28 protein-coding genes are annotated in these 26,576 nt (G+C 52.1%); 9 read left to right on the plus strand and 19 right to left on the minus strand.

Features of this window, described 5'->3' with window-relative positions; all coding sequences use genetic code 11:
• The coding region (locus tag B3Z49_RS15635; protein ID WP_296992557.1) for an NAD-binding protein at positions 1-303 on the plus strand (303 nt) is incomplete at its 5' end.
• On the opposite strand, the gene B3Z49_RS15640 is transcribed toward B3Z49_RS15635, so the two are convergent.
• On the minus strand, positions 300-1,478 hold the full coding sequence (locus tag B3Z49_RS15640; RefSeq protein ID WP_296992559.1) for a cytochrome-c peroxidase: 1,179 nt from the start codon (positions 1,476-1,478) through the stop codon (positions 300-302). The genes B3Z49_RS15635 and B3Z49_RS15640 overlap by 4 nt on opposite strands.
• 326 nt (positions 1,479-1,804) lie before the next feature.
• Complete coding sequence (locus tag B3Z49_RS15645; RefSeq protein ID WP_296992561.1) at positions 1,805-2,332, minus strand: gamma carbonic anhydrase family protein; 528 nt, start codon at positions 2,330-2,332, stop codon at positions 1,805-1,807.
• A gap of 205 nt (positions 2,333-2,537) precedes the next feature.
• On the opposite strand from B3Z49_RS15645, the gene B3Z49_RS15650 reads away from it, so the two are divergent.
• The 4 genes from B3Z49_RS15650 to B3Z49_RS15665 are packed head-to-tail and all read left to right on the plus strand — an operon-like array spanning position 2,538 to position 6,408.
• Positions 2,538-2,846: a hypothetical protein gene (locus B3Z49_RS15650; protein WP_296992563.1), complete on the plus strand. Its 309-nt coding sequence runs from the start codon at positions 2,538-2,540 to the stop codon at positions 2,844-2,846.
• A 50-nt stretch (positions 2,847-2,896) separates the two neighbouring features.
• Positions 2,897-4,000, plus strand: coding sequence for an aminoglycoside phosphotransferase family protein (locus B3Z49_RS15655; RefSeq protein ID WP_296992565.1), 1,104 nt, complete (start codon positions 2,897-2,899; stop codon positions 3,998-4,000).
• Positions 3,997-5,067, plus strand: coding sequence for a T3SS effector HopA1 family protein (locus tag B3Z49_RS15660; protein WP_296992567.1), 1,071 nt, complete (start codon positions 3,997-3,999; stop codon positions 5,065-5,067). The genes B3Z49_RS15655 and B3Z49_RS15660 overlap by 4 nt, the downstream gene beginning before the upstream one ends.
• On the plus strand, positions 5,068-6,408 hold the full coding sequence (locus tag B3Z49_RS15665; protein ID WP_296992569.1) for a lanthionine synthetase LanC family protein: 1,341 nt from the start codon (positions 5,068-5,070) through the stop codon (positions 6,406-6,408).
• A 53-nt stretch (positions 6,409-6,461) separates the two neighbouring features.
• On the opposite strand, the gene argC is transcribed toward B3Z49_RS15665, so the two are convergent.
• The 12 genes from argC to B3Z49_RS15725 all read right to left on the minus strand — a co-directional run bounded on the left by argC (position 6,462) and on the right by B3Z49_RS15725 (position 18,216).
• Entirely contained in the window at positions 6,462-7,508 is a 1,047-nt protein-coding gene (argC, locus tag B3Z49_RS15670; protein ID WP_197145118.1) for an N-acetyl-gamma-glutamyl-phosphate reductase, read from the minus strand.
• Positions 7,509-7,670: 162 nt separating this feature from the next.
• Entirely contained in the window at positions 7,671-9,017 is a 1,347-nt protein-coding gene (locus B3Z49_RS15675) for a hypothetical protein (protein ID WP_296992571.1), read from the minus strand.
• A gap of 11 nt (positions 9,018-9,028) precedes the next feature.
• Positions 9,029-9,886 carry a hypothetical protein gene (locus B3Z49_RS15680; RefSeq protein WP_296992573.1) on the minus strand — a complete coding sequence of 286 codons (858 nt, stop codon included), beginning with the start codon at positions 9,884-9,886 and terminating at the stop codon, positions 9,029-9,031.
• Between the two features lie 33 nt (positions 9,887-9,919).
• Positions 9,920-10,651: a cephalosporin hydroxylase family protein gene (locus B3Z49_RS15685; RefSeq protein ID WP_296992575.1), complete on the minus strand. Its 732-nt coding sequence runs from the start codon at positions 10,649-10,651 to the stop codon at positions 9,920-9,922.
• Positions 10,652-10,667: 16 nt separating this feature from the next.
• Entirely contained in the window at positions 10,668-11,726 is a 1,059-nt protein-coding gene (locus tag B3Z49_RS15690) for a class I SAM-dependent methyltransferase (RefSeq protein ID WP_296992577.1), read from the minus strand.
• Positions 11,727-11,733: 7 nt separating this feature from the next.
• Positions 11,734-12,579, minus strand: coding sequence for an NAD-dependent epimerase/dehydratase family protein (locus B3Z49_RS15695; protein WP_296992579.1), 846 nt, complete (start codon positions 12,577-12,579; stop codon positions 11,734-11,736).
• Positions 12,576-13,799: a class I SAM-dependent methyltransferase gene (locus tag B3Z49_RS15700; RefSeq protein WP_296992581.1), complete on the minus strand. Its 1,224-nt coding sequence runs from the start codon at positions 13,797-13,799 to the stop codon at positions 12,576-12,578. Before B3Z49_RS15700 ends, B3Z49_RS15695 begins: the two co-directional genes overlap by 4 nt.
• Complete coding sequence (locus B3Z49_RS15705) at positions 13,796-14,356, minus strand: dTDP-4-dehydrorhamnose 3,5-epimerase family protein (RefSeq protein WP_296992583.1); 561 nt, start codon at positions 14,354-14,356, stop codon at positions 13,796-13,798. Before B3Z49_RS15705 ends, B3Z49_RS15700 begins: the two co-directional genes overlap by 4 nt.
• Entirely contained in the window at positions 14,353-15,420 is a 1,068-nt protein-coding gene (gene rfbG / locus B3Z49_RS15710; RefSeq protein WP_296992585.1) for a CDP-glucose 4,6-dehydratase, read from the minus strand. Before rfbG ends, B3Z49_RS15705 begins: the two co-directional genes overlap by 4 nt.
• Positions 15,421-15,431: 11 nt before the next feature.
• On the minus strand, positions 15,432-16,205 hold the full coding sequence (rfbF, locus tag B3Z49_RS15715) for a glucose-1-phosphate cytidylyltransferase (protein ID WP_296992587.1): 774 nt from the start codon (positions 16,203-16,205) through the stop codon (positions 15,432-15,434).
• Positions 16,206-16,420: 215 nt separating this feature from the next.
• A complete protein-coding gene (locus B3Z49_RS15720) occupies positions 16,421-17,218 on the minus strand; it encodes a hypothetical protein (protein ID WP_296992589.1) in 798 nt (265 codons plus the stop codon).
• A 59-nt stretch (positions 17,219-17,277) separates the two neighbouring features.
• Positions 17,278-18,216, minus strand: a complete 939-nt coding sequence (locus tag B3Z49_RS15725) for a GNAT family N-acetyltransferase (protein ID WP_296992591.1) — start codon at positions 18,214-18,216, stop codon at positions 17,278-17,280.
• Positions 18,217-18,597: 381 nt separating this feature from the next.
• Between B3Z49_RS15725 and B3Z49_RS15730 the strand changes: the two genes are divergently transcribed.
• Positions 18,598-19,761 (plus strand): alpha-hydroxy acid oxidase, encoded by a 1,164-nt coding sequence (locus B3Z49_RS15730; protein WP_296992593.1) that lies wholly within the window; start codon positions 18,598-18,600, stop codon positions 19,759-19,761.
• 148 nt (positions 19,762-19,909) lie between these two features.
• On the opposite strand, the gene rpsI is transcribed toward B3Z49_RS15730, so the two are convergent.
• The 5 genes from rpsI to B3Z49_RS15755 form a co-directional block, all read right to left on the minus strand.
• Positions 19,910-20,398 carry a 30S ribosomal protein S9 gene (gene rpsI, locus B3Z49_RS15735; RefSeq protein WP_008890947.1) on the minus strand — a complete coding sequence of 163 codons (489 nt, stop codon included), beginning with the start codon at positions 20,396-20,398 and terminating at the stop codon, positions 19,910-19,912.
• Positions 20,398-20,865, minus strand: coding sequence for a 50S ribosomal protein L13 (rplM, locus tag B3Z49_RS15740; RefSeq protein ID WP_008890948.1), 468 nt, complete (start codon positions 20,863-20,865; stop codon positions 20,398-20,400). Before rplM ends, rpsI begins: the two co-directional genes overlap by 1 nt.
• A 155-nt stretch (positions 20,866-21,020) precedes the next feature.
• Entirely contained in the window at positions 21,021-21,461 is a 441-nt protein-coding gene (locus tag B3Z49_RS15745; RefSeq protein WP_063090063.1) for a PaaI family thioesterase, read from the minus strand.
• A 138-nt stretch (positions 21,462-21,599) separates the two neighbouring features.
• Positions 21,600-21,887 (minus strand): hypothetical protein, encoded by a 288-nt coding sequence (locus tag B3Z49_RS15750; RefSeq protein ID WP_296992598.1) that lies wholly within the window; start codon positions 21,885-21,887, stop codon positions 21,600-21,602.
• Positions 21,888-22,140: 253 nt separating this feature from the next.
• Complete coding sequence (locus B3Z49_RS15755) at positions 22,141-23,124, minus strand: hypothetical protein (protein WP_296992600.1); 984 nt, start codon at positions 23,122-23,124, stop codon at positions 22,141-22,143.
• Positions 23,125-23,305: 181 nt separating this feature from the next.
• On the opposite strand from B3Z49_RS15755, the gene B3Z49_RS15760 reads away from it, so the two are divergent.
• The 3 genes from B3Z49_RS15760 to B3Z49_RS15770 all read left to right on the plus strand — a co-directional run.
• Entirely contained in the window at positions 23,306-24,100 is a 795-nt protein-coding gene (locus B3Z49_RS15760; protein ID WP_296992602.1) for an enoyl-CoA hydratase, read from the plus strand.
• A 96-nt stretch (positions 24,101-24,196) separates the two neighbouring features.
• Positions 24,197-24,826, plus strand: a complete 630-nt coding sequence (locus B3Z49_RS15765; RefSeq protein WP_296992604.1) for a LysE family translocator — start codon at positions 24,197-24,199, stop codon at positions 24,824-24,826.
• Between the two features lie 284 nt (positions 24,827-25,110).
• Positions 25,111-26,576 (plus strand): methyl-accepting chemotaxis protein (locus tag B3Z49_RS15770; protein WP_296992605.1); only part of this gene is annotated, 1,466 nt, incomplete at its 3' end.

The raw sequence follows: 26,576 nt of genomic DNA on the forward strand, positions 1-26,576 counted from the left end.
GCGGTCGCGCAAAAGGCGGGGCTTGATGGCCAAACCGTTGCCGATACCTTTGCCATTGGCGCAAATGCCAGTGGGTCCGGCCTTATGACGGTTCCCGGCATGGTCAGCGGCAATCACCACGAAAACATCCACTTCACCAACACCTTGCGCGCCAAGGATGCATCCTATGCCCTTGCGCTTGTAAGGGACCTCGGCATGGCGACACCCGTTGGTCAAAGTGCGTATGAAGTCTTTGAAAAGGCGACAAAATCCGGCCTTGGCGATCTGGCACAGAGTGCGGTGATTGAAACGCTGAAAGCCTAGTTTGCTTTGGCCGCCTGATGCTGTTCCAAAAGCGGTTCATAGCGCGCGTCGGTCAATGTCTTGAGGAAGGCGACAATGGAATCGATGCGCTTTTCATCAAGCGCATCGCCCTGCTCAAGCTCTTTAAGCGAAATGGTCTCGGCCACTTCCGGTTCGCCCCACGGCTGGCCGGTTTCCGGGTTGGTCTGATTGACCTCGGCCTTGCTGTTATATTTGTTATAAAATCGAACCACTGTTTCAAGATCGGCAAAGACGCCGTTATGCATATAAGGCCCTGTCACCGCAACATTGCGCAGTGACGGGGTTTTGTATTTACCGCGATAGGCCGGATCGTCGATGGCTGCGTTATCGAGCAACCCGTTATCGGTAAAACCGACATCCTTTTGAACCGCATCGCGCGTTGCGACATTGCGCGGCACGCCGATATTGTGGAACTCGTAATTGGTGAAAGTTTCGCCCTCTGCCGTCGGGCTGGTTTTCAGCATGTGGCAGGTATTGCAATTGGTGAATTGCTGCGAAAAGAACAGGACACGACCCAATTCTTCCTCGGGCGTCATTTTGTATTCGCCGCGCAGGAACCGGTCATATTTGCTATCGAACGGTGCGAACTGATCGCCCTCTTCAAAGGCTGCAATCGCCTTGGTCATCGCGCCATATGCATCATCCGCATCCGACCAAATATCATTGCCAAACAACGCCTTGAAGCCTGCAACATAATCGTCTTCTTCGCGCAAGCGCGCAACCACACTGGCCTTGTCCGGCATCCCCATCTCAATCGGGTTTAGTGGTGGCCCACCGGCCTGCTCAGCCAGATCCATCGCCCGTCCATCCCAGAACTGTCCACCAACCGCGACACCATCTTCGCGCACATGAAATGGCGGGGAGAATTTGGCATAGCTTGCGGTCGGTGCATTACGATCGCCAAGGCTTTCGCCATCATCGCCCAATGAAAACGCCCCGCTTGCGACATCGCCCCGCGGATCACGGAACCCCGTCGATGGATCATGGCAAGTTGCGCAGGACATGGTGCGATTGGCTGAAAGGTTGGTATCGAAATAAAGTGCCTCGCCGAGGTCCGCCAGATTTTCAAAGGGTGACTGCGCCGCTGTGGCCGTCGCAACTTCCGACACACTCGCCGTTTTGCGATGTCCCGTATCGGCAAGCCGATGCAGCATCGCCGACGCCTCTTCCGCCAAGGCAGGACCACCCGCGAAGCAGCCCACAAGGGCGAAAACAGAGGTTAGATGCAGTAACGAACGAAGATTGTGGGGCATCGAAAACACTTTGATTTGGTCGATTATCGGGTGAGGGTCACGCATTTTCTCAATCGCGAACGCTTTTCATTTACACCCACACAATTGCCCCTTGCCTTGATCAAAGTCAATGGCTGGCTGCCTTTGGCTTCCTTTACATCCGTTTATTCAAGCGCGCACGGACTATAACCGGCATCCCAGGACATCAGTCCAGATGATCGCTGACCCGCGTGCATTGCCGGTGGATATTATGCAAGGTCCTCGGGGATCGATTTGACATATTCCTGCGCAAGATCGGCATAGCGATCAGCCGACACCTTGAAGAACTCGATTTCTTCCTGCGTCAGATCCCGCACCTTGCGCGCCGGAACACCGGCCCAAAGCTCTCCTGCTGGAATGCGTTTTCCCGGTGCCAAAAGCGCATTGGCACCCAGCATCCCGCCCTGCTCAATCACGCAACCATCCATCACGGTCGCGCCCATACCGACAAAGCTTCGATCTTCAAGCGTGCAGGCATGAATGATCGCTGAATGGCCAATGGTGACATCATCGCCGATATAGGTGCCGAACTTGCCCTTGGCGACATGGACCATGGTCAGGTCCTGAATATTGGTGCGCGATCCAATGCGGATTTCATGCACATCGCCACGAATGACGCAACCAAACCAGATGCCGGTCTCGGCCCCGATTTCAACATTACCAATGATCGTCGCATTGGGCGCAATGAAGGCGGTTTCATCAATGGTGGGCTTCACCCCGCGATAGGACAAACGCATTTTATCCGGGCCTTTCTTTATTTATTCACATCCGGCCCATGACACGCACGGCCGCACCCGACCATGTTCGGGTATCCCCGAAGCCTAACACGGGACATTGCAATGCTTCATCACAATTCAACAGGCATATGCCCGCTAAACAATCGCGCGTGCTTGTCCCCAAGCTCGCAAGCAGGGCATGTCCATTTGCGTCAATGACCAAGTCGTGCAGCTCAACCTCAGGCAACTGGAAACGTTCACATATCTCCGTGGCGTGCGTCAGAAAATAGCCTTCGGGCATTTGATCACAAAAAAGGAGTTATCCATGATCAACCTCGAAACACCGCTTCCGACACCGGAAGCTCCGAAAAATGGTGCTTTTGCTGCCATGACGTCAGCAAAACTGTCATCTGAAATTGCTGCGGCGCCGCTTGGTGCCGGTCCAGAGCCATTTCTTGATACTACCAAAACCTGCGCTGACAGATGTGGCAACACCAACTGGGCAGGTTGCACCAGCGACTGCATTTCGTCGTAACTACAGCGAAATAGCAAAAATCCACTAGAGACGTTGCGACGGGGATTTCAATGTATCTGACCAGCGAAAGCTTGCCTTCCTACATGTTGCAACGTGCTGTTTTACAACCGCAGGACGTAACACGACCGGGGCTTATGATCATCGAAATGTCCCGTCGCAATCGAAACTTCAAAGTTCTTCGATCAGATCATCCTGGCTGCTTTATAAAGCAGGCAAGCAGTTCCAAATTGATGACAACGCGCACGCTGCATCGTGAAGCTGAGTTTTACCGGCAGGCCCAAAACACGCCGCAGCTCGCAGCATTTCGCGCCATGGTGCCGGAATTACGGGACTATGATCCAGTACGCCACACCCTGACTCTTGAACTCTTGCCAGATAGCCAATCCATCAGCCAACTAATCATGGGTAAAGACGACTTCCGCCCTGATATCGCAGCGGATCTCGGTGAAAAACTGGCACATCTCCATTCGAGCTGTCCGCTGGAAAACCTCCCGGAAGCAACGAAAGCACTGCTCCCGGGACAAGTATCGTCAAGCCTTAAGCTGATCTGTGATGGCAAGGCGCAGCCATTGCTCCAGTCACGTCTGACTGATGGCAACTGCATTGAAAAGCTGCAAACCATCCTGAAGAACTGGCGTTATGAACATCTTATCCATAACGACCTCAAACTCGACAATGTTCAGATATGCAATGCATTACCGGACAAAAGCCATGACACGGGCAAAGAACATCATCTGCGTATCGTGGATTGGGAACTGGTCGATATTGGCGATATCTGCTGGGATCTCGCATGCGTATTGATAAGCTATATTCAACTTTGGGCACTGGGATGCTGCGAGACCGAAGACTATCCCGAAATTATCGACAAAGTGGCTACTGAGCAGCCCTATCTCCCCCCGAAGGTCACAAGCGCAATTCAGGCGTTCTACAGCTCATATATCTCGGTCGCAGGTCGTTCTGCGATTGAAAAAGACCATCTTGACGATGCTCTTCGCGCAAGGCTCGCAGTCATTACCTACGAAATGTCTTTCGAAAAGGAAGAACTGCCAACGGGCGCGATATTTTTTGCCGACATGCTGACCAAATATTGTCGCAAGTCACTCCGGAATAAGTACCCCTCAATCATCGACCAGATCACGAGGAGTGCCGCATGAACAGAGCCTCGACATTCTCAGAGCCAAAATTTAACTGCGATGATGCCGCAAGGCTGTCTGTAATGCTCGAACATCTCGACATCAAAGATAACCATGAAATTCACCTTGGCGGGTATCGTCATCAAAGCCTCTATAATGAGGACGCATCAAAGAAATTCAGAGGGCAAGGTGTCTCCCCGCAAAAAAGGGAACTGACGTTTATTCTTTATCACGCTGTGTACGCACGCGACCTTGATGTCTGTCTCAACACGAAACAGCTAAAGCAAATTCTTGATCTGAGCGCAACGAACGAGGAAGTTTGCGGCCTCCGTGATCGACTGACATCGGCACACTCCAGTAAAACCCGCTGGGATACCAATTGGAAAATTTATCGTGTCGATACAAACGGTACCGTTCATGCTTGCAAAGGTGATCGTCACCGGATCTGCCTTCCCGGAAGCTACATTATCACCGGCAACCCGCAGAGGTTTCCCCGTATCGACGATTCCGCTCAGATACTCCAGCCAGCCCATGCCCATGATCTTCAACCAGGGTGCCTCTATCTGTTCGGTGTGACCCCTGACAGTCACTATGACGAAAACGCCATTAGCCGCGTGTACCTGAATATCAAGCAGCGACATCTTGCCAATCTCGTTCATGAGATCGGCTCCCGGCTCAATCGCTATTGCGTCCCCTACCGTCTGAAATGTCAGCTTCTGGAACGTCATCAGGACCGCACAGATGGCACCGTTCTGTATATCGCGCGCCGAAATATCCAGATCGTTCTGCGTGTGCTTTCGCACGTTGCCAAACACTATCGGGACTGTTTTTGTTCAGCGGCACCGCTTTTCACCAAGCGTCTGGCACCCGGTATCGCCGCAGCAGAGGACGCAGGCTCAGGCGAGAGCTTTGGCCTTCAACGCATGGCTGTTGTTGCCGATGCTTTGCTAGCGGCAGCAACAAACGGCAATGAAAGGCTAACTCTGGCTGAAATTGAACAGCATTTTCTGACCAGTCAAATTGCACCTGACAGGCCTTTTATTCATGCAGGAAATGTCGACTTGTTCTATTGGCCAAGGAGCATATGAATGCTGAAATCCCTTCTTGAGGCACCAAGAGCCATTTCGCCCGAGGACGGTTACTTTCTTGCTGCACAGCAGATTGCATTCACATTATGCCGTGACGCAGTTTGGGCAGATGAACATTGCAATTGGCTTGGCTGGTCGATGGTGCCGCTCGGCCCCAAGAACTTACCGGTCTATAGCAACTGCGAAGCAAACATATATTGCGGCACTGCGGGCATTTCACTTTTTCTGGCCCATATCCAGAACCTGGCACCTGATGACGTGATTTTTGACACACTGTCAGGCGCATTGAAGCATGCAACCCACTATGCAGACTTTTATGGCATCGGATATTTCACCGGCAAGGAAGGTATTGCAAGCGCCCTGATCACCGCTGGGTATTTGTGTGAGCAACCAGCATGGATCGATATCGGGCGCGACATCATTGTCAAATCGGCAAAGGCAATTGATCCTGCATTAATCGGCGACAAACAACTCGATATGATTGGCGGCTTGGCAGGTATCATACCGCTGTATCTGCATTACGCGGATCTGTTCGACCTGAAATTCTTGCACAACAAAGCCGTCGAACTCGGCCAATGTCTGCTTGCCAAATCTCTCCAAGACACACGAGGTATTTCATGGCCATCGGAGATGCCAAGAACAGCGAACCTGACGGGTTATGCACATGGAACCTCTGGCATTCTGTCTGCATTGACCGACTTGCACAAAGCGACCAACGATCCGGTCTATCTCGACGTTACTGCCAAGACCCTGACATATGAAAGCAGCAGTTTTGATACTACGTCACAACGCTGGCAAGACTTTCGGATTAAGGAAATTGATCCCGCCCCTGCAAGTCCAACCGGGAACGGAACCCTTAAGGCGCCGCACATCATGCAAGCAGAAGTTTCCGATGTGAGCCAACCGGTCGCTTGGTGTCATGGCGCGCTTGGTATCGGCTATGCGCGGTTGCGATGCCTTGAAACACCACTGGAAACAACAAAGTGCCGTGATGAAATCGAATTGGTTCGAAAACTTGCACAAGGACTTTTGAAAACGCCACGGACAGCCGGCGACTTTGGACTTTGTCACGGGCTTTGCGGGGCTGCCGATTTTCTGCTTGAAACGGACCGTTGTTTCAAAACAACTGCCTCCGAAACGGCCAAAGATTGCATCGCCGATTTCGGCGATCTTCTTAAAGAATGGTCACGTTCGGGCCTGCCATGGCCTTGCGGGGTCGATGACCAAGGCGACAACCCGACCCTGCTTCAAGGCACTGCCGGAATTGGCATGACGCTATTGCGCATGTCCAATCCCGACAAGATTTCTTCGCCGCTCGTGATAAGTGCCGCGTCGTCCTGAAACACAGTCAAAGTCCGTGGTTAACCGCGTTGCAAGACAGCTTTTTCTCGCCGTTACGGGAACAGCGGTTCGATCTCAAGGCCCATGGTTTCGGGCAAGCCCAGCATGACGTTCATGTTCTGAACCGCCTGACCGGATGCGCCTTTGACAAGGTTGTCTTCGACCGCAACGATGATCACGCGGCCCGGCACACGATCCTTGACCACGCCCATAAGGACATAGTTGGACCCACGCACATGGCGAGTTTGCGGCGTGACGCCGAACGGCAGAACGCGCACAAACGGCTCGTCGGCGAACCGCTTTTCAAGGGCGGCCTGAATGTCCTCGGCCGTGGTGCCATTGGTCATTTTGACGTAGATGCTTTCAAGAATACCGCGGCTCATTGGCATCAGATGCGGTGAAAAGTTCACCACAACATCACTGCCGCACGCCCACGCAAGACCCTGCTCGATCTCTGGCGCATGGCGGTGCCCGCCGGTGCCGTAGGCATGAATGCCTTCGGTCACTTCGGCATACAGCGTCATTTCCTTGGGCGCACGACCAGCCCCGGTCACACCGGATTTGGCATCAATTATGATGTCGTCAGCATGCACCAGCTTGCCTTCCAGAAGCGGCGTCAATGCAAGCTGCACCGGGGTCGGATAGCAGCCCGGATTGGCAACGACACGTGCCTTTTTGATCTTTTCACGATGCAGTTCGGTCAGGCCATAAACCACTTCTTTCTGAAGGTCTTGTGCGGCATGTTCCGCGCCATACCATTCCTTGTAGGTCGCCGGATCAAACAGACGGAAGTCGGCCGACAGATCGACGACCTTCACATGTTCAGGCAGACCGGCAATGACTTCCTGTGTGGTGCCATGTGGCAGCGCACAGAAAATCAGATCGACGGTCGACCAGTCAGCCTCGGCAATCGAGATCATGGTTGGCAGTTTGATATGGGCAAGATGTGGGAAAACTTCCCCGAACGGACGTCCGGCGCGTCGGTCGGCGGTCAACAGGGTAATTTCCGAAGCTTCGTGATGCGCAAGAATGCGAACCAGTTCCGCCCCGGTATAGCCACTGGCACCGAGAATTCCGACTTTGACCTTAACGTCGCTCATTTCAATTCCTACTCCATATTTAGCACCTGCTCGAAAACAGGCATTGATAACGCCCGGATGTTGGCAAACAAGCCCCGCAGATGCAAGCAATTAGGCGGAAAATACCCCTTACGATTTGCAATATGCCCATGCGCTTTGGTCATGGTTGCAAATCATTGCCCCCTATTTCTTGCGCGCACGACGCACGGTATCGGGACAGGCGCGCGCATCCTCGGGCAAAACGGTATAGAATTTCTCAATCTTCTCGTATCCCGTGGGGCTTGCGACGGGATAGCTTGCAACGTAGCGCGCGTCAGACAGCCCGAAGTCACTGGCCTTTAGCCCGGATCGTTGCAACCACATGCGCCGATGGGCATCCGACACCACCACATCCGGGTCATCCACCAGAAAAATTGCATCACGTGCCAGCCGGTCATTGTATTTGTGATGCGTCGGCAGCCAGGCGGCCAGTTGTTTACGCAGCTCGCCCGGGCTTGGCACATTGCGCGTCCGGGTAACGAATTTTGTCATCCGATCGACAAGATCACTGATATCGCCGGGCGGTACGGAGCCATGGGTTGCACGGTCAATGAAAAAGGCCAGATCAATTTCGGTCGGATCGCGATTGATCACCGGTTTCAGGGCGTTATATAATTTGAAAAATCGCGCTATCTTGCCGCCGTCGGCATTGGCGGCGTCATATACCCGGTGATAGGCCGCCTGTACTTCATACCGCGCGCCATAGGCGGCAAAGCGTTTTTCGAACGCAGTACGCTTACGCTCATCAACCCAGATCGCACAGAGTATATCAAACGCCGCATCATTGTTGCCAAGTGCCAGGCGATGCATATCCTCGGTAAACGGGCCAAAGACGTTTTGAAGCAATCCGGGATTGGCGCGCTCGGCGGCAAACAGAATTTGCTGAATTTCCGCCCCTGCCCCAGCCGTTGCGCCGCGCGGCCCCCATGTCAGATAGGCGCGCGGGTCATTGGTATGGCAATAAGGATCACCTTCCAGAAAGGTCTTGCCGCTGCGGGGATTTTTCGACTGACAGAAATTGAACTGGATGACGTCGTAGTCCGTGCCCTCCAGCGCAAAGGTCAGATGGTTGGCCCGCGTGATCGCGTCAGGTGGTGGCAACTGGCCTGGCATCAAGAGCCGCCAAAGCCCGACGGTGATCGCGCCGTAACTCTCGGCTCCGACGGCAGCCCGCACAGCCGCATTCAAACACGGCTGCAGATCAATAATCGCCTGACGCGTCTTTGCACCGACAACCCCGTCCGGCGCGCCAAAGCTACTGGCCGATTTGCCCGCACAGTTCGCGGCCTGCGTAAAAAGCCGTTCCTGAAATACCGCCACCGCGCCATACCGCCCCAAGGTCAACGCCCGGTTTTCAAAGCGATAAAGGACCTGTGACAGGTTCTCAGCTGTTGCCGGAAGCACTGCCCCAAAGGCAATGACGCAGATAAGCGCGAACATGGCACCGGCACGGCACGCTGCAACTTTGATACGCGTGTGTGCTCGGAGCATGTCGATCAGCCTTAGTGCGTGAATTCCAAAAGGGGTTTGGTAAATTCAACCTGCGGATATTTGATGAGGCTGTTTAACGCGCGGCGCTGCAATGCCTTGCGTTTGGTGGTGTCAGCAACCAAGTCACATACCGCATCCACCAAACCGGCATAGGGCACATCAATGACCCCTTTGCGGAATCGATCCTCGATCACGGTTTCCGGGTTTACTTCCGCGACAACCGCCTTGGCATTGGTCAAAAGGTATGAGACACGCACGATTTCAAAAATCTGGCTCTCATAGAAGTGGTGGTTCAGGATGACTTTTGACCGCGCGATCCACTGATCACGTTCCTTGCCATAAACCCCCATCAGGACCTTCAGGTTAAGCCCCTTGGCTTCGATCTGGTTTAAGATGTCCCGGCGGCGTTCATTGATCGATCCATAAAACAGAACGTCAATGTCCTGTTCGACGGTAATATCGATCCGCTGGAGCTCTTTTTGAAAGCCAATCGGCAAGTAGCGGACCTTTTCAGTCCCCAGCGCCTTGATGACCTCGATATTGGCCGGGCTGTAATCCCAGATTTCAAGACCTGACTCAAACCAGCCTGTCAGTTGCTCCCGCCATTTCTCGCCAACACCCGTGAGCTGCTCGGTATTAAGGATAATCGTTCCCTCTGGCACGGCACGCAGAGCCGAAACATCAAGCAAATGCGCCCCGACAATTATATTGACCGCCCCTTGTACAAACTGATTGGTCTGAATCTGTGCCGGATGCCCCGCCTCGCGGATCGAATACATCAAAAGCTCGGCCAACTCCGCAAACGCCAGCGAATGAATATAACCCGGAGGCTGGACGATGCAGATGTTGTAGAGTTTCTGAGCATTCATAACCAAAAATCTTTTCTGTTTAAATTGTTAGCTTTAGCTGGCTACGCGCTTGAGATATCCATCCGGCGCAACACTAATCAGAATCTTGTCTGAGATGGCCTGGTCGATTTCAAACTCGGGGTGAGTTTTCAAATATTCCCAAACCGCTGTTTTCGGATTGTCCCCAACACCCCAAGGGCGATCAGGAAATGCATCATTTGAGAGATCTTCAACCACTGTATCAAACACGACGCAGTAACTCTCGACACTAACCAGCGGCGCGTAAAGTTTTAGCTCTGATAAAACATGGTCATGGGTGTGGTTGCTGTCGAGCACAACCAGAATTTTCGAATAGTTTGCAGCGACCTTCTTTACCTTGGAGAAGATCTCATCCGAAATACTGGATCCTTCCAGCATTTCAATCCTTGGATACATGGGATGTGCTTCGATGGCCTTACGGTTATGGGCACGAATATCAATATCAACGCCCAGAACTTTTCGCTTTGGCTTAGAAGGATCAAGCATCTCACCGTTCAGTACTGCTTCCGACATTTCCAAAAGCGCCAACATTGAAGCGCTAAAAATCAAGGACCCGCCGTGTGCAATGCCGGTTTCAATGATCAAATCCGGCTTCACCGTCCAAATCAGCTCCTGCAGGGCACATATATCCTGCGGATACTGTATGATCGGCCTTCCAAGCCATTCAAAATTATAAGAATATCGTTCCGATATAGACTCCCGCATAAACACATCAGCAGCATTTTTCAACGTATTGGATTTTTCCATTTTTGCGGACCCGCCTCTATTTTCTGGTATCTGTTTCAATAAGGTTGAACCTATCCGATGTTATCCGGCGAATTTCATCAGTGTAATTAGAGTTCATCACATAGACATCAGACCCTTGCTTTAGTGACGCCATCGCTTCATCCGGAGAAATCACCGGCACACCAGTTACGGGCAGGTATTTTCCCTGCTTAGCTGGGTTAATATCAACCGCTGCCTTCACATTGTATCCAGCACGCATCATCAATAATGCAAAGATAACGCCTTTTGATGCACCACCCCAAATAACGATATTTTTTTCAGGGTGTGTTGGAATATTCAAAAAATCTTCAGGAAAGGGCAGTCGCTCATCTGAACCCATTTCAGGTGTTCCAAGCGAAGCCAGGTCTGCAACGACATAAAGATACTGCCCACCGAAAAGTCGCCCCTTCTCCAGGATGCGGCCAAATATTCGGTCAAAATCGCTTAGACGGAAATAATTAACATGCTCATAGAAAATATCGAACCAAACCTTGTTTTCGCAAATCCAGTCAAAACACGGAACTTCGATATAAATGAGCCCCTTTTCACCGTTCGCGACCTTAAGCTGTTCAAGAAACGAAACGGGGTCAGGAATATGTTCCAATACATGTCTCAGAATCAGCCCATTGGATGGCGCCATAACTCCGGGCTCGAAGTATCGTTTCTCAATTTTTGGATTGCTTCCTTCGTAGGTTGGATCAAACCCTGTAATCGTTGCTCCTTTGGATGACAGGAGCTCCAGAAAAAGGCCTTTCCCGCAGCCAACTTCCACAAGATCGGACAATTGCATTGTCCGCTGGATGATCTCAGAGACAACTTCAAGGTGATCCTTGAAAAAAGTGCTATGACCCTGCTCATTGTCGTAGTTCGCGTCGTAGTCGATAATTGACGGATCAAATGCGATATTGCGAACTAAACCCGTTTGGAGGTCTTCGACAACTTCTATATCACCCGTAACACAATTTATTGCATCACTTTGGCTTGCATAAACACGGTTCTGAAGTACTGGAAACGACTTCTGCCGATACAACACATTGACACCTGAGCTTGAAGTCATAAAGTTGTTACTCCCCAACAACATAGGGCGGATCAATCACGTTGTCTTCGCGCGCGCCAAAGCGCAGAAGATCACGTCGCCCAAACTCGTCCGCAACTTTTTCCGCAAGTTCTCTTACAGTCGTTGCCCTCCTGCTGCATATGTTAACCGGCCCCTGAACATCTCCCAGTGCGACCTCGACAATTTCTCGCGCTGCATCGGAGACATCCATAAAATCCCGAACCTGGGCACCCGATGTCAATGCAACCGGCTCTCCTTTCCGGATTTGGCTTCGGATATGCGAAACCAATCGTCGTTCGTCTTCACCTTCTCCGTAGAGATAAAATAGACGGCACCAGGCAAACTCAACTGCTTTCCCTTTCAGGTTTGAAGAATTCAGGAAAAACTGTGACAGTGCCAAGTATAGTGCCGCCTTGGCAGCCCCGTAAGGTGAATTGGGCCTAAGCGGCGTGGTCACTGGCAAAACCTTTTGGGAAAGGTCATACTCAAAGCATGTGCCAATTCCGACGAACCTACTGACATTCGAGGCTTCGCAGGCTTGCGCCAGTTTTAAGGATCCAGACAAACAATCAATGTTACGTGCTGATGTTTGGTATTTTCCCGGTTCAGCATACCACGCCAAATGGATAACGGTATCAACACCCTCCAGATGGCGCTGCCACCATTCTACACTTTCTTTAAACAGGTCGGTGGTGGAAACTATAACTGGCGCAAACTGATTGCTGTCAATGACGGTCAAATCAGGCTGCTGACGGGCAACAAGCTTTAATCTGACGTCCTTCTCACACAGCGATCTCAGCACATGTCGGCCGACAAATCCCGTTGCACCTGTAACAAGGATCGACCGCGTCATACAATTTCCAGTTCAGGAACAGCAATTACAAACTTGGTATTGTGTTTGGTCAGGTAACCAAGCTGTTCGCGTATTTCAGGCAGCAAGTTCCAAGGCAGTACAAGTACATAATCAGGTGCATTTTCCTTAAGCACTTCTGGTGCAAAGATCGGGATATGGCTTCCGGGCAGATATTTCCCCTGTTTTGAGGCAGCGGCATCGCAAACAAAGGGCAACAAATCCTTTTTGACACCCGCATAATTCAAAAGCGTATTGCCCTTTGCCGCGGCCCCGTAAGCGGCAACGGACTTCCCCTGCTTTTTGCAATTGATCAAGAACATCAGCAGGTCATCTTTGATCTTATCGGCGCGTGCCTGAAAACTCTCGTATGTCTGCGGCTTACGAAGTCCCATTTTTTCTTCTTTCGACAGGACTTCGGAAACAAATGACGTTGTTTCGATATCTGCATCCTTATGACAGCCATAGACCCGAAGACTGCCACCATGAGTTGTCAGCTCCTCTACGTCATAAATTCGCAGCCCCGCATCGTTAAAAATCTTTCCAACGGTGTAGAGAGACAAGTAAGAGAAATGCTCGTGATAAATTGTATCAAACTGACACAGCTTGATAAGCTGCATCAAATGCGGAAACTCAAGTGTAATGGTGCCTGACGGCTTGAGCATTATTGCCAAACCACGCGCGAAATCATTGATGTCGGGAACGTGGGCAAACACGTTATTGCCAATCACCAGATCCGCCTTCCCATGACTGGCCGATAGTTTTTCGGCAACAGCCTGACCGAAAAATTCGCGCACAACTGGAACGCCCAAGAGTTCTGCCGCCCGTGCGGTATCATCTGTCGGTTCCACACCAAGACACGGAATTCGCTGCATCACGAAATTTTTCAGGAGATATCCATCATTTGATGCAACCTCGACAACAAAGCTTTCTTCGTCGAGGTCCAAGTCACGGATTACCTTGTCACAATACTTTGCAGCATGCGCGAGCCAGCTTTTCGATGTACTGGAAAAATAGGCGTAGTCGGAGGTAAAAAGGTCAGTTTCCTTCGTATAGTCTTCTGTCTGCACCAACCAGCAATGATCACAAACCTGAACCCGTAGCGGATAGCAAACTTCCGGATCCGAAAGATGTTCACGAATGACATAACCATTAGATGGCGGCGCAAAGCCTAAATCAAGAAATCCGCGCGTCAGTGATGCATTGCAGTGCCGACAGTTCATAGCTTGATCCCTGAAAAATGTTCATCAATCATGGGATGCCCTTTGTCTCGCTTAGACAAATTCGCGCAAGGCAATGGCCATTTTATTCTTAATTCAGGGTCATCCGGATTCAGGCCATCTTCAGACGCAGGTTCGTATGGGGCTGAATGCAAATATATCAATTCGACGTCATCCGTCAGCGTTTGAAATCCGTGTGCAAATCCTTCCGGGATTAGTATTGCTTCCCCGCGCTCTGACGATATCTTTTCGCCGTGCCACTGAAGGAAAGCACTGGAATCTCGGCGGATATCGACAACCACATCCCAAATCTCCCCATGAAGGCAAGTTACCAACTTTTTTTCGGAATATGGAGGACGTTGAAAATGGAGCCCCCGCACTGTGCCCTTTTCCGACGTCAGGGTATGGTTGATTTGCGCGATAGAAGTATCCCAGCCAGCTTTTTCAAACTCGTCACTGCAATATAAGCGGCTTAAGAATCCCCGCTCGTCCCCCCTGAAAGAACGCACAATCTTGCTGACCCCCGCCAAAGGCAGGTTATGTATTTCAAACCTGCTCATAATAGGGGAAGCCTTTTTTCAAAATCATAAATATCGGCAAGGCAAAGTTTACGGGCATCAGCCCCATCCAAAAATTTGCGGTACCACTTCATGGTTCGCTCAATGGACTCTTGCAAACTCCAGACCGGTTTGACACCAAGTTGAATTCGACTTTTTGAGCTATCAAGGCGCAGCGTTTTTGCTTCGTGCAAAGCGTCCTGCGCAGCACCGAAAACAACCTTTCCACCACCAAACTTGCTGGCTGCCAAATCGGCAACAAATCGAACGTCGTCAGCCCCCTCATGGCTGGGACCGAAATTATATGCCCCGGCAAGCGAAGCGTCATTAAAAGAGCGCTCAGCCAAGGTCAGATACCCGTAAAGTGGCTCAACCACATGCTGCCATGGCCTTACAGCATTTGGGTTACGAACCTCTAGTGTGCGTCCTGATGACCATGCCCGAACAGCGTCGGGCAACAACCTGTCTTCCGACCAGTCACCGCCGCCAATCACATTTCCGGCCCTGGCAGATGAGATACTCACGCCCTTCTCTGCAAAGAAGGAATCACGAAACGATGAGATCACATGTTCGCTTGCAGCTTTGCTCGCACTGTATGGATCGTGACCACCAAGCGCTTCGTTCTCTCGATACGGCCAGAGCCATTCCTGATTCTTGTATACCTTATCCGTGGTAATCATGACCGCGCATTTAAGCTCGCTGCACTCCCTGAGGGCATTTAGCAAATGCGCCGTTCCCATGAAATTTGTATCAAAAGTCAAAAGTGGATCGCGGTAACTAGCCCTTACCAACGGCTGAGCAGCCAAATGGAAAACGATCTCGGGATTGATGGCCTTAACGTGTTGCGCCAAAGCATCACGGTCACAAATATCGCAAAACACGCTGCTGTTTATCACTGACCCGACATTGGCTGCATCAAACAAGTTCGGATTGCTATCAGGGCTCAGGCTAATCCCATAGACATCAGCCTGCATTTCAGCCAACCAGAGGCTCAGCCAGCCCCCTTTGAAGCCGGAATGTCCTGTTAGAAGAACTCTCTTTCCTTTCCAAAAGGATGAATTTTGCATTTTTGGAGCGCCTATTCCCAAATCTTCCAAGGGGCGGAACCCGTTTCCCACAAACGCTCGAGCATGTTCTTGTCTCGTAAGGTATCCATGGGCTGCCAAAAACCGTTATGTTCGAATGCTTCAAGCTGCCCGTCTTTGGCCAACCCGGCTAGTGGTTCCGCTTCCCAACTGGTTTCATCACCTTCAATTCGTTCAAGCACTTTTGGCGACAGAATGAAGAACCCACCATTGATATAGCCACCATCACCGCGTGGTTTTTCCGAAAACCCTGTTACATGCGTTCCGGATCGCTCCAATGCGCCGTAGCGTCCCGGTGGCTGAACTGCTGTTACCGACGCTAGTTTCCCATGTTTCTTATGAAAATCTATGCTAGCGGTGACATCAAGATCGCAAACACCATCGCCATACGTGAAGCAAAATGCATCGTCGTGCTGAACATAGTCTCGCACACGTTTAAGGCGCCCCCCGGTCATGGTTGCCTCACCGGTATCAACCAAAGTGACACGCCACGGCTCTGCCTTGCGTTGATGGACTTCCATCTTGTTAGATTGCATGTCAAACGTGACATCAGACATGTGAAGGAAGTAGTTCGCGAAATACTCTTTGACTAGGTACCCTTTGTAACCACAGCAGATAACGAAATCATTGACGCCGTGTGTGGAGTACACTTTCATTATGTGCCAAAGGATCGGCTTACCGCCTATTTCAATCATGGGCTTCGGTTTAAGGTGCGTTTCCTCAGAAATACGCGTCCCCAACCCACCAGCAAGTATAACTGCTTTCACCGCCCCTCCTTACGATCATAGACGTCACAGACAATGACGTGCTTGGCAAGCTATCAGGTTACCAGTTTTAACCAGTCTAAAAGAACGCTGATTTTAGGATTCTCCACATAACTCGTTACGATAAAGATAAGGCCCATCCGAACCAAATATTTAGCCGCTACAAGTGATCAGCGAAAACAGTTACTGAGGTCGACAATAGTCGCGTATCTCAAGCGTTAGCGCCCGGGAAGATAAATATCCCCCTCTGAGACAGTATGCATCGTTCCCATAAAGCTCATCGGTATGTTTCCTTTGTTGGTATTGCTCAGATGCATCAACAAAAAGTAACTACCCAATCGTTCAGAACAAAAAGCAACAGCACGTTTCTGCACAGGATTGTCAGGGGCTTTAACTTTGAACTGATCGACAAACGCTAAATTACATCTGAAGACCTTTTCAGCTGCCACCTTCCACCAGTCGGTCTTGAAAGTGCCCAATTCAATCCCCCCTGGTATCAGGAACTTGAAATTGGAAAACTGAAGCGTCTCTTTGGGATTAAGCACACCTGTTTCAAGCGTACAAATCAGATACTTATAGAAATCCTCAAGATGGTGGACAGAAGCGTAGTGGTTGATGATGCTACCCAAGTTAAGAAGAGACGGGAAAAAGAAATCTGATGCATCTGAAACAACCGGAGCAACTTCTTCCCCCTTGTTAACCGAGTACATGCCGGGATAGTTTTTCGTTGGCTCGCCATATTTTGTCTGGCTCACGAATTTTCGATATTGCCAGATGGTGGTCTTTTCAGGAGCTTTTTCACCTTTCTCAAGTAATAGCTGCAATATCACATAGGCCCCAAGGGAACCTGCGAGGTAATTGTGAACATGTTCGGGATTTTCACAGAAATCATATCCATGAATGATTTCAAACTCATCTGACTTGGGAGCTTTCTCTGAATTCAGCCAGATGACCTTGGCCCCTTCAGGCAACCGGTAAAGCGGCATTTCGCTATTACAAATGACGTATACTGACATCCGGCTCCCCTAAACACACCGTAAGATCCAGATTTAATTGTATATATGGGGAACCTATCTCAGTCCACCATACTCTCTGATTGCATCTCGGCGTACCCAGGAATTTCGGCGGTTTTGATAGTTGCCCAATCTTGATGCACCGCCAATATCGCCAACCGATACCGCCCGATCTTCTTAAACCCAAGCGCTTCATAGGCCTTTGCGGCCGCTTCGCTGTCGGTTGATAGAATAGCACGTTTAACGCCCCGCGCTCGCACTGCCAGAAGCGTTTTCGCAACCAGGATACGAGCATAACCGTTGGAGCGTTCCTCGGGTGGGGTCCAGACGGGGCCGACTTGCACCATGTCGGGCAAGGTTGCGTTAAAGCCTGATAGCGACACCGCCTTGCCGTCGACGATCAGGCCCCACATGGTCCGAGCATCCAGTGCATGGACAAGGCGTGAAGCGATTTTACTATCAAGGCTTGGGGTGTCTTCTGCGCCAAGTGCCTCTATCTCGTAGGCACGCAGCCAGCGCAACAATGTATTGCGGTCAATCTTTTCCGCATCGACCATCTGAAAATCATCGGCGCGGGCGTTTTGCGGCACTATCAGGTTGCTGAGATCAAGCTCGTAAAGCACATCCGATGCATTGATCGCATAGGCCGCATCCTCAAGCCCCAGCTGGCACAGCATATCCTGCGCCGCATCAGCATCACCAAACACACCTGCAACCGGTTTCAACGGATCTGCAACAAACGCCGCCGTCAGTTCCTTTGGAATGGCCTTCTGGTCACCGGCCTCGACAAAGACATTGCCATTGCCAAATTGCGCGACAATCGCGCTGATGCTGCCATCAGGGGCCACTTCCCCAAACCAGTTGCCAGAAAGCGGATGGCGACGTCGTTCAATACCGGCAGTTCGCAGGTTCCCGCGCAGCACCATGCAGGTCGCTGCATGGTCGACAAGGAATGCGTTTGCGGCATCAAAATCGGCGTCGTGCAGCTTTCTGTACTGCATATCGGGGGTCCCTTTCTTTGGGCTTCAGGTAAGTGCCAAACTTTCAAACTGGCATAAAAAAAGACCGCTCCATTAGCGGCCCTTCACATATCGCAAGGTTATCCAACAGAGGTTCAAACAGTTATGTTTTGAAAACTCGTCGCATCGTTCCAACCATTGGATCACACCTTAAATTCAAAAATTTATCGCGTCAGAGATTTGTTAATATCACAACCTTCCGAATTTTCGATCCCTCTTTTTAAAGTTCTTTGGTGCCAACAACATCGGTCTGAATCCGACATCTGAAAACAACAACTCAAAAGCTGATTTTCAATTCGGTTTGCGACAACCTCGGAAAGTGGTATTACCAATACAAGGTACATTTTATTCGGAGTTGACCTCATGCCAGTGATTACCTGCGTCGAAGACCTTAAACGCATCTATAAACGGCGCACCCCGCGCATGTTTTACGATTACGCAGAATCCGGAAGCTGGACTGAGCAGACATTCCGTGAAAACACCACCGATTTTCAGGAAATTCACCTGCGTCAGCGGGTCGCAATCGACATGGCCGGGCGCACCACCAAAAGCCAGATGATCGGCCAGGATGTTTCCATGCCCGTCGCCCTTGCCCCGGTCGGACTGACAGGCATGCAAAGTGCTGATGGCGAGATCAAGGCTGCGCGTGCGGCAGAGAAATTCGGCGTCCCCTACACGCTGTCAACCATGTCGATCTGCTCGATCGAGGATGTTGCCGAGAACACATCCAAGCCGTTCTGGCTGCAGGTTTACACGCTTAAAGATGACGACTTCATGAAACGCCTGTTTGATCGCGCCAAAGCCGCCAAATGTTCGGCCGCGGTCATCACGGTCGATCTTCAGATGCTGGGCCAGCGCCACAAGGATCTAAAAAACGGCCTGTCCGCCCCGCCCAAACTGACTTTCAAATCGGTTACCAACATGATGACCAAGGTCCAATGGGGTCTTGGCATGCTCGGCACCAAGCGGCGCTTCTTTGGCAACATTGTCGGTCACGCCAAGGGTGTTGCCGACGCGTCATCGCTAAGCACCTGGACGGCCGAAGCGTTCGATGTATCCCTTGATTGGGATCGTATTCGCGAGTTCCGCAAAATGTGGGACGGCCCGCTGATCATCAAGGGGATCATTGATCCGCGCGATGCTTTGGAAGCATTGAATGTCGGCGCAGACGCCATCATCGTCTCCAACCACGGCGGTCGCCAGCTTGATGGTGCCCTGTCCTCTATTCGCGCACTGCCGGCGATCATGGATGCCGTTGGTGACAAAATCGAAGTCCACCTTGATAGCGGGATCCGCTCTGGCCAGGACGTGCTAAAGGCCTTGGCCCTTGGGGCAAAGGGAACCTATATCGGCCGTGCTTATGTCTATGGCCTGGGTGCGATGGGCGAAGCCGGTGTCACCAAGGCGCTTGAGCTCATTCACAAGGAGCTTGAAGTCTCGATGGCGCTGTGTGGACGCACGGACGTCACCAAAGTCGATCGTGACATCCTGATGATCCCGCGCGATTTCTCGGACCGCTGGCAATAAGCAACAGACACGTCTTGATACGAAACAAAAAGCGGCGCTCTCCTATGTGAGAACGCCGCTTTTTTATTGGCTTTCGCAAAAAGAAAAAGCGCCACCCGAGGGTGACGCTTTTCCAAACTGTATCGCGAGCCTTGTGCCCGAAAACGACTTAACGTTTCGAGAACTGGAAGCTACGACGTGCTTTGGCGCGACCGTATTTCTTACGTTCAACCGCACGCGAGTCACGGGTGAGGAACCCACCAGCTTTGAGTGACGGACGCAGTGCCGGCTCGAACATGGTCAGTGCACGGGAGATACCGTGACGAACGGCACCGGCCTGACCGGAAAGACCGCCACCAGAAACGGTGCAGACAACGTCGAACTGATCTTTGCGATTGGTTACGCCGAACGGCTGGTTGATCACCATGCGCAGAACCGGACGTGCGAAGTAGTCTTCGAACTCACGGCCATTGACGGTGACTTTGCCCGAGCCCGGTTTGATCCAGACGCGTGCAATTGCGTTCTTACGACGGCCGGTTGCATAGGAACGGCCCTGTGCGTCGATCTTCGGCTCCGGCAGGGTGCCTTCTGCAGCAGCAGCAACTTCGCCGCCCTGTGCCAGATCCTTGAGATCTTCAAGAGTTTTGGTGTCGGCCATTATTTGCCACTCCGCTTATTCTTTTCGTTCATAGCCGCTACGTCGAGGACTTCCGGCTTCTGAGCTTCATGCGGATGCTCGGTACCAGCATAGACGTGCAGTTTGGAAAGAACCTGGCTGCGCAGCGGGCCACGGCTCATCATACGCTCAACAGCTTTGATGATGACGCGTTCCGGATGCTCACCGTTCAGGAGCTTGTCCATGGTGCGTTCTTTGATGCCGCCCGGGTAACCGGTGTGCCAGTAGAACTTCTTGTTCTGAAGTTTACGGCCAGTCAGTTTGACTTTTTCGGCATTGACGATGACGATGTGATCGCCACAATCCATGTGCGGGGTAAACATCGCTTTGTGTTTACCACGAAGACGGTTGGCAACAACGGCTGCAAGGCGGCCAAGGACGACGTCTTCTGCGTCGACCACGAACCATTTGCGCTCGATGTCGCTCGGTGTCGCAGTGAAGGTTTTCATTATTTCTATACTCGAAAACTGGGTTCCACGGAGGGAATGTTCCCTCGTTGAAAGTCGGCGCATTATGCCAGCATCCAACAGGAAAACAACAGGAATATTTCACATTAAATCAATGACTTAACTGTTGTGGTATTATTTTACCACAACAGTTAAGTCTATTTTTCGGCCGGCGGCATCGCATAAGTCCCGATCACATGCGCACAAAGGCTGTCATCAACGGCAGATCGAATATGGCATTCGGCAATCAAAAGCCGCCTGCCCGCCTTCAGGATTTTGGCCTCTGCAATCAGATCACCGGGCTTTGCCCCGGACAGGAAGTGTACTGTCGCCTCGGTTGTTACCGCCAGATCCGCCTTGGGGACCACAAGCCATGCCACGGCATACAGTGCAATATCGGCCAGCGCAAAGATCGCGGGCCCGGTCACCACATTGCCCGGACGCAGGTAGCGTTCCTTGAATGGCAGACGCAGGATCGCGGTATCGTCTGAAAGGCTTTCGGTCCTGACATCCATATCCCCGACAAACGGGACTTTCTCGCGCATGATGGCATCAAAGTCGGCTGGCGTTACGCCGGTCCGGGTCACGGAACTGTTCATGGCTTGGATGGCCTCCCTCTGGAGCTGCTTTGACGCAGCGTTTTTGTTTCAGGGAGATAGCCTGACATAACGTTTACGTTAACGTCAACAATTTGCGCATACACAGACCGCTTTTAGGGGACATCAGATCCCCAAGCACTAGCGGGTCAAAATCCCGGCCACGTCGGTATAGATCGCCACCACGACACACAGGATCACGATTGCCGCAATCGCCGTCGCGCCGAGCCCGGGCAAATTTTCACGCATCCACTCACCGGGCGACATACCCGGCCCTTGATCAGATTTTTGCCTGAAACGGGCGTGAACCGGCCCACGCGAAAGATCTCGCAGCGGCTTGTCGACTTCGTCGTTGGATGCCCAGTGAAAGCGGTTTTCTGGCAAGTAAACAGGCTGACGGTCTTCCTGACCGGTTTCGTCATACATCATGGCGACTTCACAGCATCAATTGCTGCCTCCTGCAACAGGGTGAACTGTTATTTCGCCCTGATCCCGGCATCATGTCCATCATGCCATGATCACGGCGGCCCCCGCCTCGGATGATTTCGCTCTGTCTTCCCCGTACCTTGTTCTTATTGTTGCGCGACCTGCCAAGCCCAGACGGCCCTGACGTCACACCACCGAATTCCTTCTTGATATATGGGGATTAAGGCAATCGTTCGGCAATAGTTTGTTATCTGTGTTATCTGCCGAGAATTGCCAAAAATTCGTTGACCGTCAGAACCAGCACATAGCCCACAGCCACCGCAGCAATCATGTAGGCTGCCAACCGCGCGATCATCTTGTTAAAGCCTAAGGGTTCACCCGGCTGTTTACACCCCTTCGATGATTGCCCTTTTGCAGATCCCGCCGACTTTCCCTGCTTTTGTAAAATCGCCTGACGCTTGGCATCAAGGTCTTCATGCAGGGCCCAGTTGTCTTCGCTATCTGGCAGATTGATGCGGGACTTTCGAACCTCGGCCTCTTTCAGGTCGTCTACCCGGCCTGCAATGTCATTGTCAACATCCCCGCCCTGGCTGTCCTTTTCCCGAGTCCGATCAAGCAATGTCTTACCGCCATTCAGGCTGTCGACATAGTCGTCATAGGCGCTACGTTCCTTGTCGATGGCAGCACTTTGGGCAGCTTCATGGGCTGCACGATCCTGCGGTCGCACCAATTGCCCGCCCGCTGCGCCGGCCGCGTCTGATGCACCAGATTTCAGCTGGCTATCGTCTGGCAGGAACATCGAAACAAGCCCGCTTGCCTTGTCCGGGACATAGACATGGCGATTAGGTTTGACCTTTGCCGCGGCAACAGCAGCCGGATTTTTGACATCAGCGCGCTTTTCACTCTTAACCGGCATGGTTGGCTTTGGCCCGATCATGGCTGGCGGACGCAGATCTTCCTCGATGACCGGATCAGGTACATCACCGGCGTCCTCGTCTTCAGGATTGATCTTGGGTTTGGGCATCAGAAAGGCTGGAATATCAAAACCGTTCTGTAAAAGACGTGCACGGGCCTCTGCGCGATATCTTTCAAGATCGCGTTCCATCATGTCCTTGCTGTCAAACCGCTTGATGGGCGTTTCACGCACGGGTTTCGTCAGCCGCACAGACTCACGGACTGTCCGGGTCGGAACAAAACGCCCCGGTGCCCGCCCCCGCCGATTTGGGAAATCTTTACTCATGCACAACCACTTGCCGAATTAGTTTTTATCGATCAGGCAAAGACAGAATAACATTCGGCACATCCCCAGGGTTTTATTATTGGCACAGGCCGCTAACCCTTTGCGTGTAATTCTACTACGGTATACCGTGTTTTAAAAATCAAAAAACGTCAAACACATACAGCTATCCGGGAGGCCTGCCATGACCGTTTCCACAACCGAGCCAGAGCTTGTCACGCGCACAGACGATGACGGCTTTGTCACCCTGACGATGAACAACCCCAAACGCCGCAATGCCCTGTCGGGGGCGATGATGACGGCCCTTAAGGACGCGTTTGACAAGATCGCCAAGGAGACCACCGTCAGATGTGTCATTCTGGCAGCAGAGGGTCCCGTCTTTTGTGCAGGCCACGACCTTAAGGAAATGAATGGCATTACCGAATGTGATCAGCATGCCAGCCTGTTTACGCAATGCAGCGACCTGATGATGACGATTGTCAGTCTGCCGCAACCCGTCATCGCGCGCGTGCGCGGCATGGCAACAGCAGCCGGTTGTCAGCTTGTCGCCAGTTGCGATCTGGCTGTTGCCGCCAACAGCGCCAAGTTCGCCACCCCGGGGGTCAATATCGGCTTGTTCTGCTCTACCCCGATGGTCGCACTTAGCCGCAACATCGCCCGCAAACATGCCATGCGGATGCTTCTGACCGGCGATCCGATCAATGCCGACACCGCCTTTGCCATGGGACTGGTGTCTGATGTGGTCAGCGATGAGGAACTTGAAGAACACACCAACGCCCTGGCCGCCGGGATTGCCGCTCGGTCGGGTATGACGGTTCGGCTTGGCAAACAGGCATTTTACAAACAGCTCGAAATGCCACTGTCGCAGGCCTATTCCTATGCATCCGATGTGATGACCGCGAATATGCAAAAACATGATGCCCGCGAAGGGATCGGCGCCTTTATCGAAAAGCGCCATCCGAGCTGGCGCCACGAATAGACTGCCCTATATCGGGTAAATTACCTTATGATGGTATTTGCAAACCCTTCGGAATGACGCATTCTGTGAACAGGTACCTTTTTCGGAGTACGCCCCATGTCGTTTGAAATCTGGCTTGCCTTTGCTTTTGCTTGCGCTGTGGTTCTGGCCATTCCCGGCCCGACCATCATGCTTGTCGTCAGCTATGCCTTGGGCAAGGGCAAACAAACTGCATGGGCAACGGTTCCTGGGGTGGCACTGGGCGATCTCACCGCAATGACGATCTCGCTGGCCGGAGCTGGTGCGTTACTTGCGGCCTCCGCCGAGGCGTTTACCGTGCTCAAACTCATTGGGGCAGCGTATCTGATCTATCTTGGCATCAAGATGTGGCGTGAAAAGCCCGAAACCCTGCATGACAACCCGGATGCCAAACGCAACCGTCCGTCGCGCATGTTCCTGCAGGCCTATATCGTCACCGCCCTGAATCCCAAGGGCATCGTTTTCTTCATCGCGTTTGTGCCGCAGTTCGTGACAGCCGGTGATCCGCTTTTGCCTCAGTTCACGATTATGACCGCGACGTTCGTCATATTGGCTGCGATCAACGTTGCGATCTGGGCGGTGATGGCAAGTGCGCTGCGTGAACGGTTCCGCCACCCATCCGCCTTGCGTCGCCTGACACGCATCGGAGGCGGGGTGATGATTGGTGCTGGATTGCTGACCGCCCTCACCCGCCGCGCAGCGGGCTAAGCAGCCCACCCCGCCCAAAAGACCGTCGCCTCCTCCAATCGTCAAAAATTTGCTTTAGGCAATTGTTTGGAGGTTTTCCTATACTTACCGCAATATTATAACTTTTAGATATATAAATACCCGTATTATTTGGTATTCACATAAACTCAAAGTTGAGTTTAGATGATCTCCGCAAGTCTTCAGAAGAATGAATATTTATAATTCTTCTAAGAAAAACAATAGATAGGCGGGGAAGTGTGGACATGCTGAAATCTTTGAAAATAGGTCCGCGACTAAGTATCGCGATGATCTTTATAACCTTTGCGACAGCATTGGTGATCGGGCTTATCAATCTTTCCATTGAACGTGACATTGTCGCAGGTGCTGAACAACGTGAACTGCGCGTCAATTTCGAAAAGTTGCGAAGCGCGCTGGACATGGAAGCCGCCCGTGCGCTTGCGATGGCGGATTTTGCTGCAACCATCCCCGCCGCCCAGAAAGCCATGGCGGAAGATGACCGCGATACGCTGGCCGATATTTTCGGCCCTGGCTTCGCCGAACTCAAAGAAAACCATGGCGTTCGTCAGTTCCAGTTCCATAAGGCCCCGGCGATCTCGTTCCTTAGGGTTCATAAGCTTGAGAAATTCGGCGATGATCTGTCTTCGTTCCGCAAGACCGTGGTTGAAACCAATACAAAACAACAACCCATCAGCGGCCTGGAAGTCGGCGTTGCCGGTCTTGGCATGCGCGGTGTCACGCCTGTTTTCAACGATGGGACGCATGTCGGCTCGGTTGAATTTGGATTATCCTTTGGTCCGGCCTTCTTTGAAAACTTCAAGGCACACTCCAACACCGACGCGGCCCTTCTGATTGACCGTGACGGCACCTTTGAAGTCTTTGCCTCAACCTTCCCTGAAGGTTTCCTTGATATCGCATCGCCCACCCTTGCCGCGGCACGTGACGGCGAACAGATCCTTGCACCTAAGGATGCCGAGGGCACCGAACTGGCCCTGATGGCGCGCCCGATCACGGATTTCAGCGGCCAGAACCTTGGCATTGTCGTCATGGGCGTTGATCGCAGTTTCTTTGCAAGCGCGATCAACGACGCCACCACCCTGTCATTGGGTGTAAGTATCGTGACCCTTCTGGTCGCACTTCTGATCGCCTTTAGCGTCAACCGGTCGATCTCTCATCCGATCCGGGCCATGACCGTGGCCATGAACAAGATCGCTGGCGGCGAACTCGACACCGAAGTCCCGGCAAAGGATCAAAAGGACGAAATCGGCGAAATGGCCAGCGCGGTCACCATTTTCCAAACCAACGCGCAGCGCATGAAAAGCCTTGAGGCCGAACAACAAGAACTGCGTCGGAGAAACGAGGAAGAAAAAAATGCTCTTGGCCGCAAGCTTGCCGATGAATTCGAAAATACAGTCGGCGCCATCATCGACGGCCTTGAAAACGCGGCACGGGACATGGATGACGCATCGCGCGTCATGTCCGGCACGGCTGATGAAACGACCCAACAGGCAAAGATCGGCATGGATGCTGCGCAAAATGCGTCAAACAACGTTGCGACCGTTGCGGCCTCGTCCGAGGAACTATCTGCCTCCATCACGGAAATCAGCCGTCAGGCCAATCATTCAAGCGAGGTAGCCGCCAATGTCTCGAACAAGGCAACCAGCACGCGCGAAACGGTGGACGGCCTTGTCGAGGCCTCTGCACGTATTGGTGATGTCATAGCCCTGATCAACGACATCGCGGCCCAGACCAA

The organism is Thalassospira sp. UBA1131 (genome assembly GCF_002311515.1).
GTDB lineage: Bacteria > Pseudomonadota > Alphaproteobacteria > Rhodospirillales > Thalassospiraceae > Thalassospira.

Excerpts from the sequence above, each read along its gene's own strand:
- B3Z49_RS15640 (WP_296992559.1), bottom strand. The coding sequence starts at position 1,478 with ATGCTGCATCGGCTTGCCGATACGGGACATCGCAAAACGGCGAGTGTG.
- B3Z49_RS15645 (WP_296992561.1), bottom strand. The coding sequence starts at position 2,332 with ATGCGTTTGTCCTATCGCGGGGTGAAGCCCACCATTGATGAAACCGCC.
- B3Z49_RS15655 (WP_296992565.1), top strand. The coding sequence starts at position 2,897 with ATGTATCTGACCAGCGAAAGCTTGCCTTCCTACATGTTGCAACGTGCT.
- B3Z49_RS15660 (WP_296992567.1), top strand. The coding sequence starts at position 3,997 with ATGAACAGAGCCTCGACATTCTCAGAGCCAAAATTTAACTGCGATGAT.
- B3Z49_RS15665 (WP_296992569.1), top strand. The coding sequence starts at position 5,068 with ATGCTGAAATCCCTTCTTGAGGCACCAAGAGCCATTTCGCCCGAGGAC.
- argC (WP_197145118.1), bottom strand. The coding sequence starts at position 7,508 with ATGAGCGACGTTAAGGTCAAAGTCGGAATTCTCGGTGCCAGTGGCTAT.
- B3Z49_RS15675 (WP_296992571.1), bottom strand. The coding sequence starts at position 9,017 with ATGCTCCGAGCACACACGCGTATCAAAGTTGCAGCGTGCCGTGCCGGT.
- B3Z49_RS15680 (WP_296992573.1), bottom strand. The coding sequence starts at position 9,886 with ATGAATGCTCAGAAACTCTACAACATCTGCATCGTCCAGCCTCCGGGT.
- B3Z49_RS15685 (WP_296992575.1), bottom strand. The coding sequence starts at position 10,651 with ATGGAAAAATCCAATACGTTGAAAAATGCTGCTGATGTGTTTATGCGG.
- B3Z49_RS15690 (WP_296992577.1), bottom strand. The coding sequence starts at position 11,726 with ATGACTTCAAGCTCAGGTGTCAATGTGTTGTATCGGCAGAAGTCGTTT.
- B3Z49_RS15695 (WP_296992579.1), bottom strand. The coding sequence starts at position 12,579 with ATGACGCGGTCGATCCTTGTTACAGGTGCAACGGGATTTGTCGGCCGA.
- B3Z49_RS15700 (WP_296992581.1), bottom strand. The coding sequence starts at position 13,799 with ATGAACTGTCGGCACTGCAATGCATCACTGACGCGCGGATTTCTTGAT.
- B3Z49_RS15705 (WP_296992583.1), bottom strand. The coding sequence starts at position 14,356 with ATGAGCAGGTTTGAAATACATAACCTGCCTTTGGCGGGGGTCAGCAAG.
- rfbG (WP_296992585.1), bottom strand. The coding sequence starts at position 15,420 with ATGCAAAATTCATCCTTTTGGAAAGGAAAGAGAGTTCTTCTAACAGGA.
- B3Z49_RS15720 (WP_296992589.1), bottom strand. The coding sequence starts at position 17,218 with ATGTCAGTATACGTCATTTGTAATAGCGAAATGCCGCTTTACCGGTTG.
- B3Z49_RS15725 (WP_296992591.1), bottom strand. The coding sequence starts at position 18,216 with ATGCAGTACAGAAAGCTGCACGACGCCGATTTTGATGCCGCAAACGCA.
- B3Z49_RS15730 (WP_296992593.1), top strand. The coding sequence starts at position 18,598 with ATGCCAGTGATTACCTGCGTCGAAGACCTTAAACGCATCTATAAACGG.
- rpsI (WP_008890947.1), bottom strand. The coding sequence starts at position 20,398 with ATGGCCGACACCAAAACTCTTGAAGATCTCAAGGATCTGGCACAGGGC.
- rplM (WP_008890948.1), bottom strand. The coding sequence starts at position 20,865 with ATGAAAACCTTCACTGCGACACCGAGCGACATCGAGCGCAAATGGTTC.
- B3Z49_RS15745 (WP_063090063.1), bottom strand. The coding sequence starts at position 21,461 with ATGAACAGTTCCGTGACCCGGACCGGCGTAACGCCAGCCGACTTTGAT.
- B3Z49_RS15750 (WP_296992598.1), bottom strand. The coding sequence starts at position 21,887 with ATGATGTATGACGAAACCGGTCAGGAAGACCGTCAGCCTGTTTACTTG.
- B3Z49_RS15755 (WP_296992600.1), bottom strand. The coding sequence starts at position 23,124 with ATGAGTAAAGATTTCCCAAATCGGCGGGGGCGGGCACCGGGGCGTTTT.
- B3Z49_RS15760 (WP_296992602.1), top strand. The coding sequence starts at position 23,306 with ATGACCGTTTCCACAACCGAGCCAGAGCTTGTCACGCGCACAGACGAT.
- B3Z49_RS15765 (WP_296992604.1), top strand. The coding sequence starts at position 24,197 with ATGTCGTTTGAAATCTGGCTTGCCTTTGCTTTTGCTTGCGCTGTGGTT.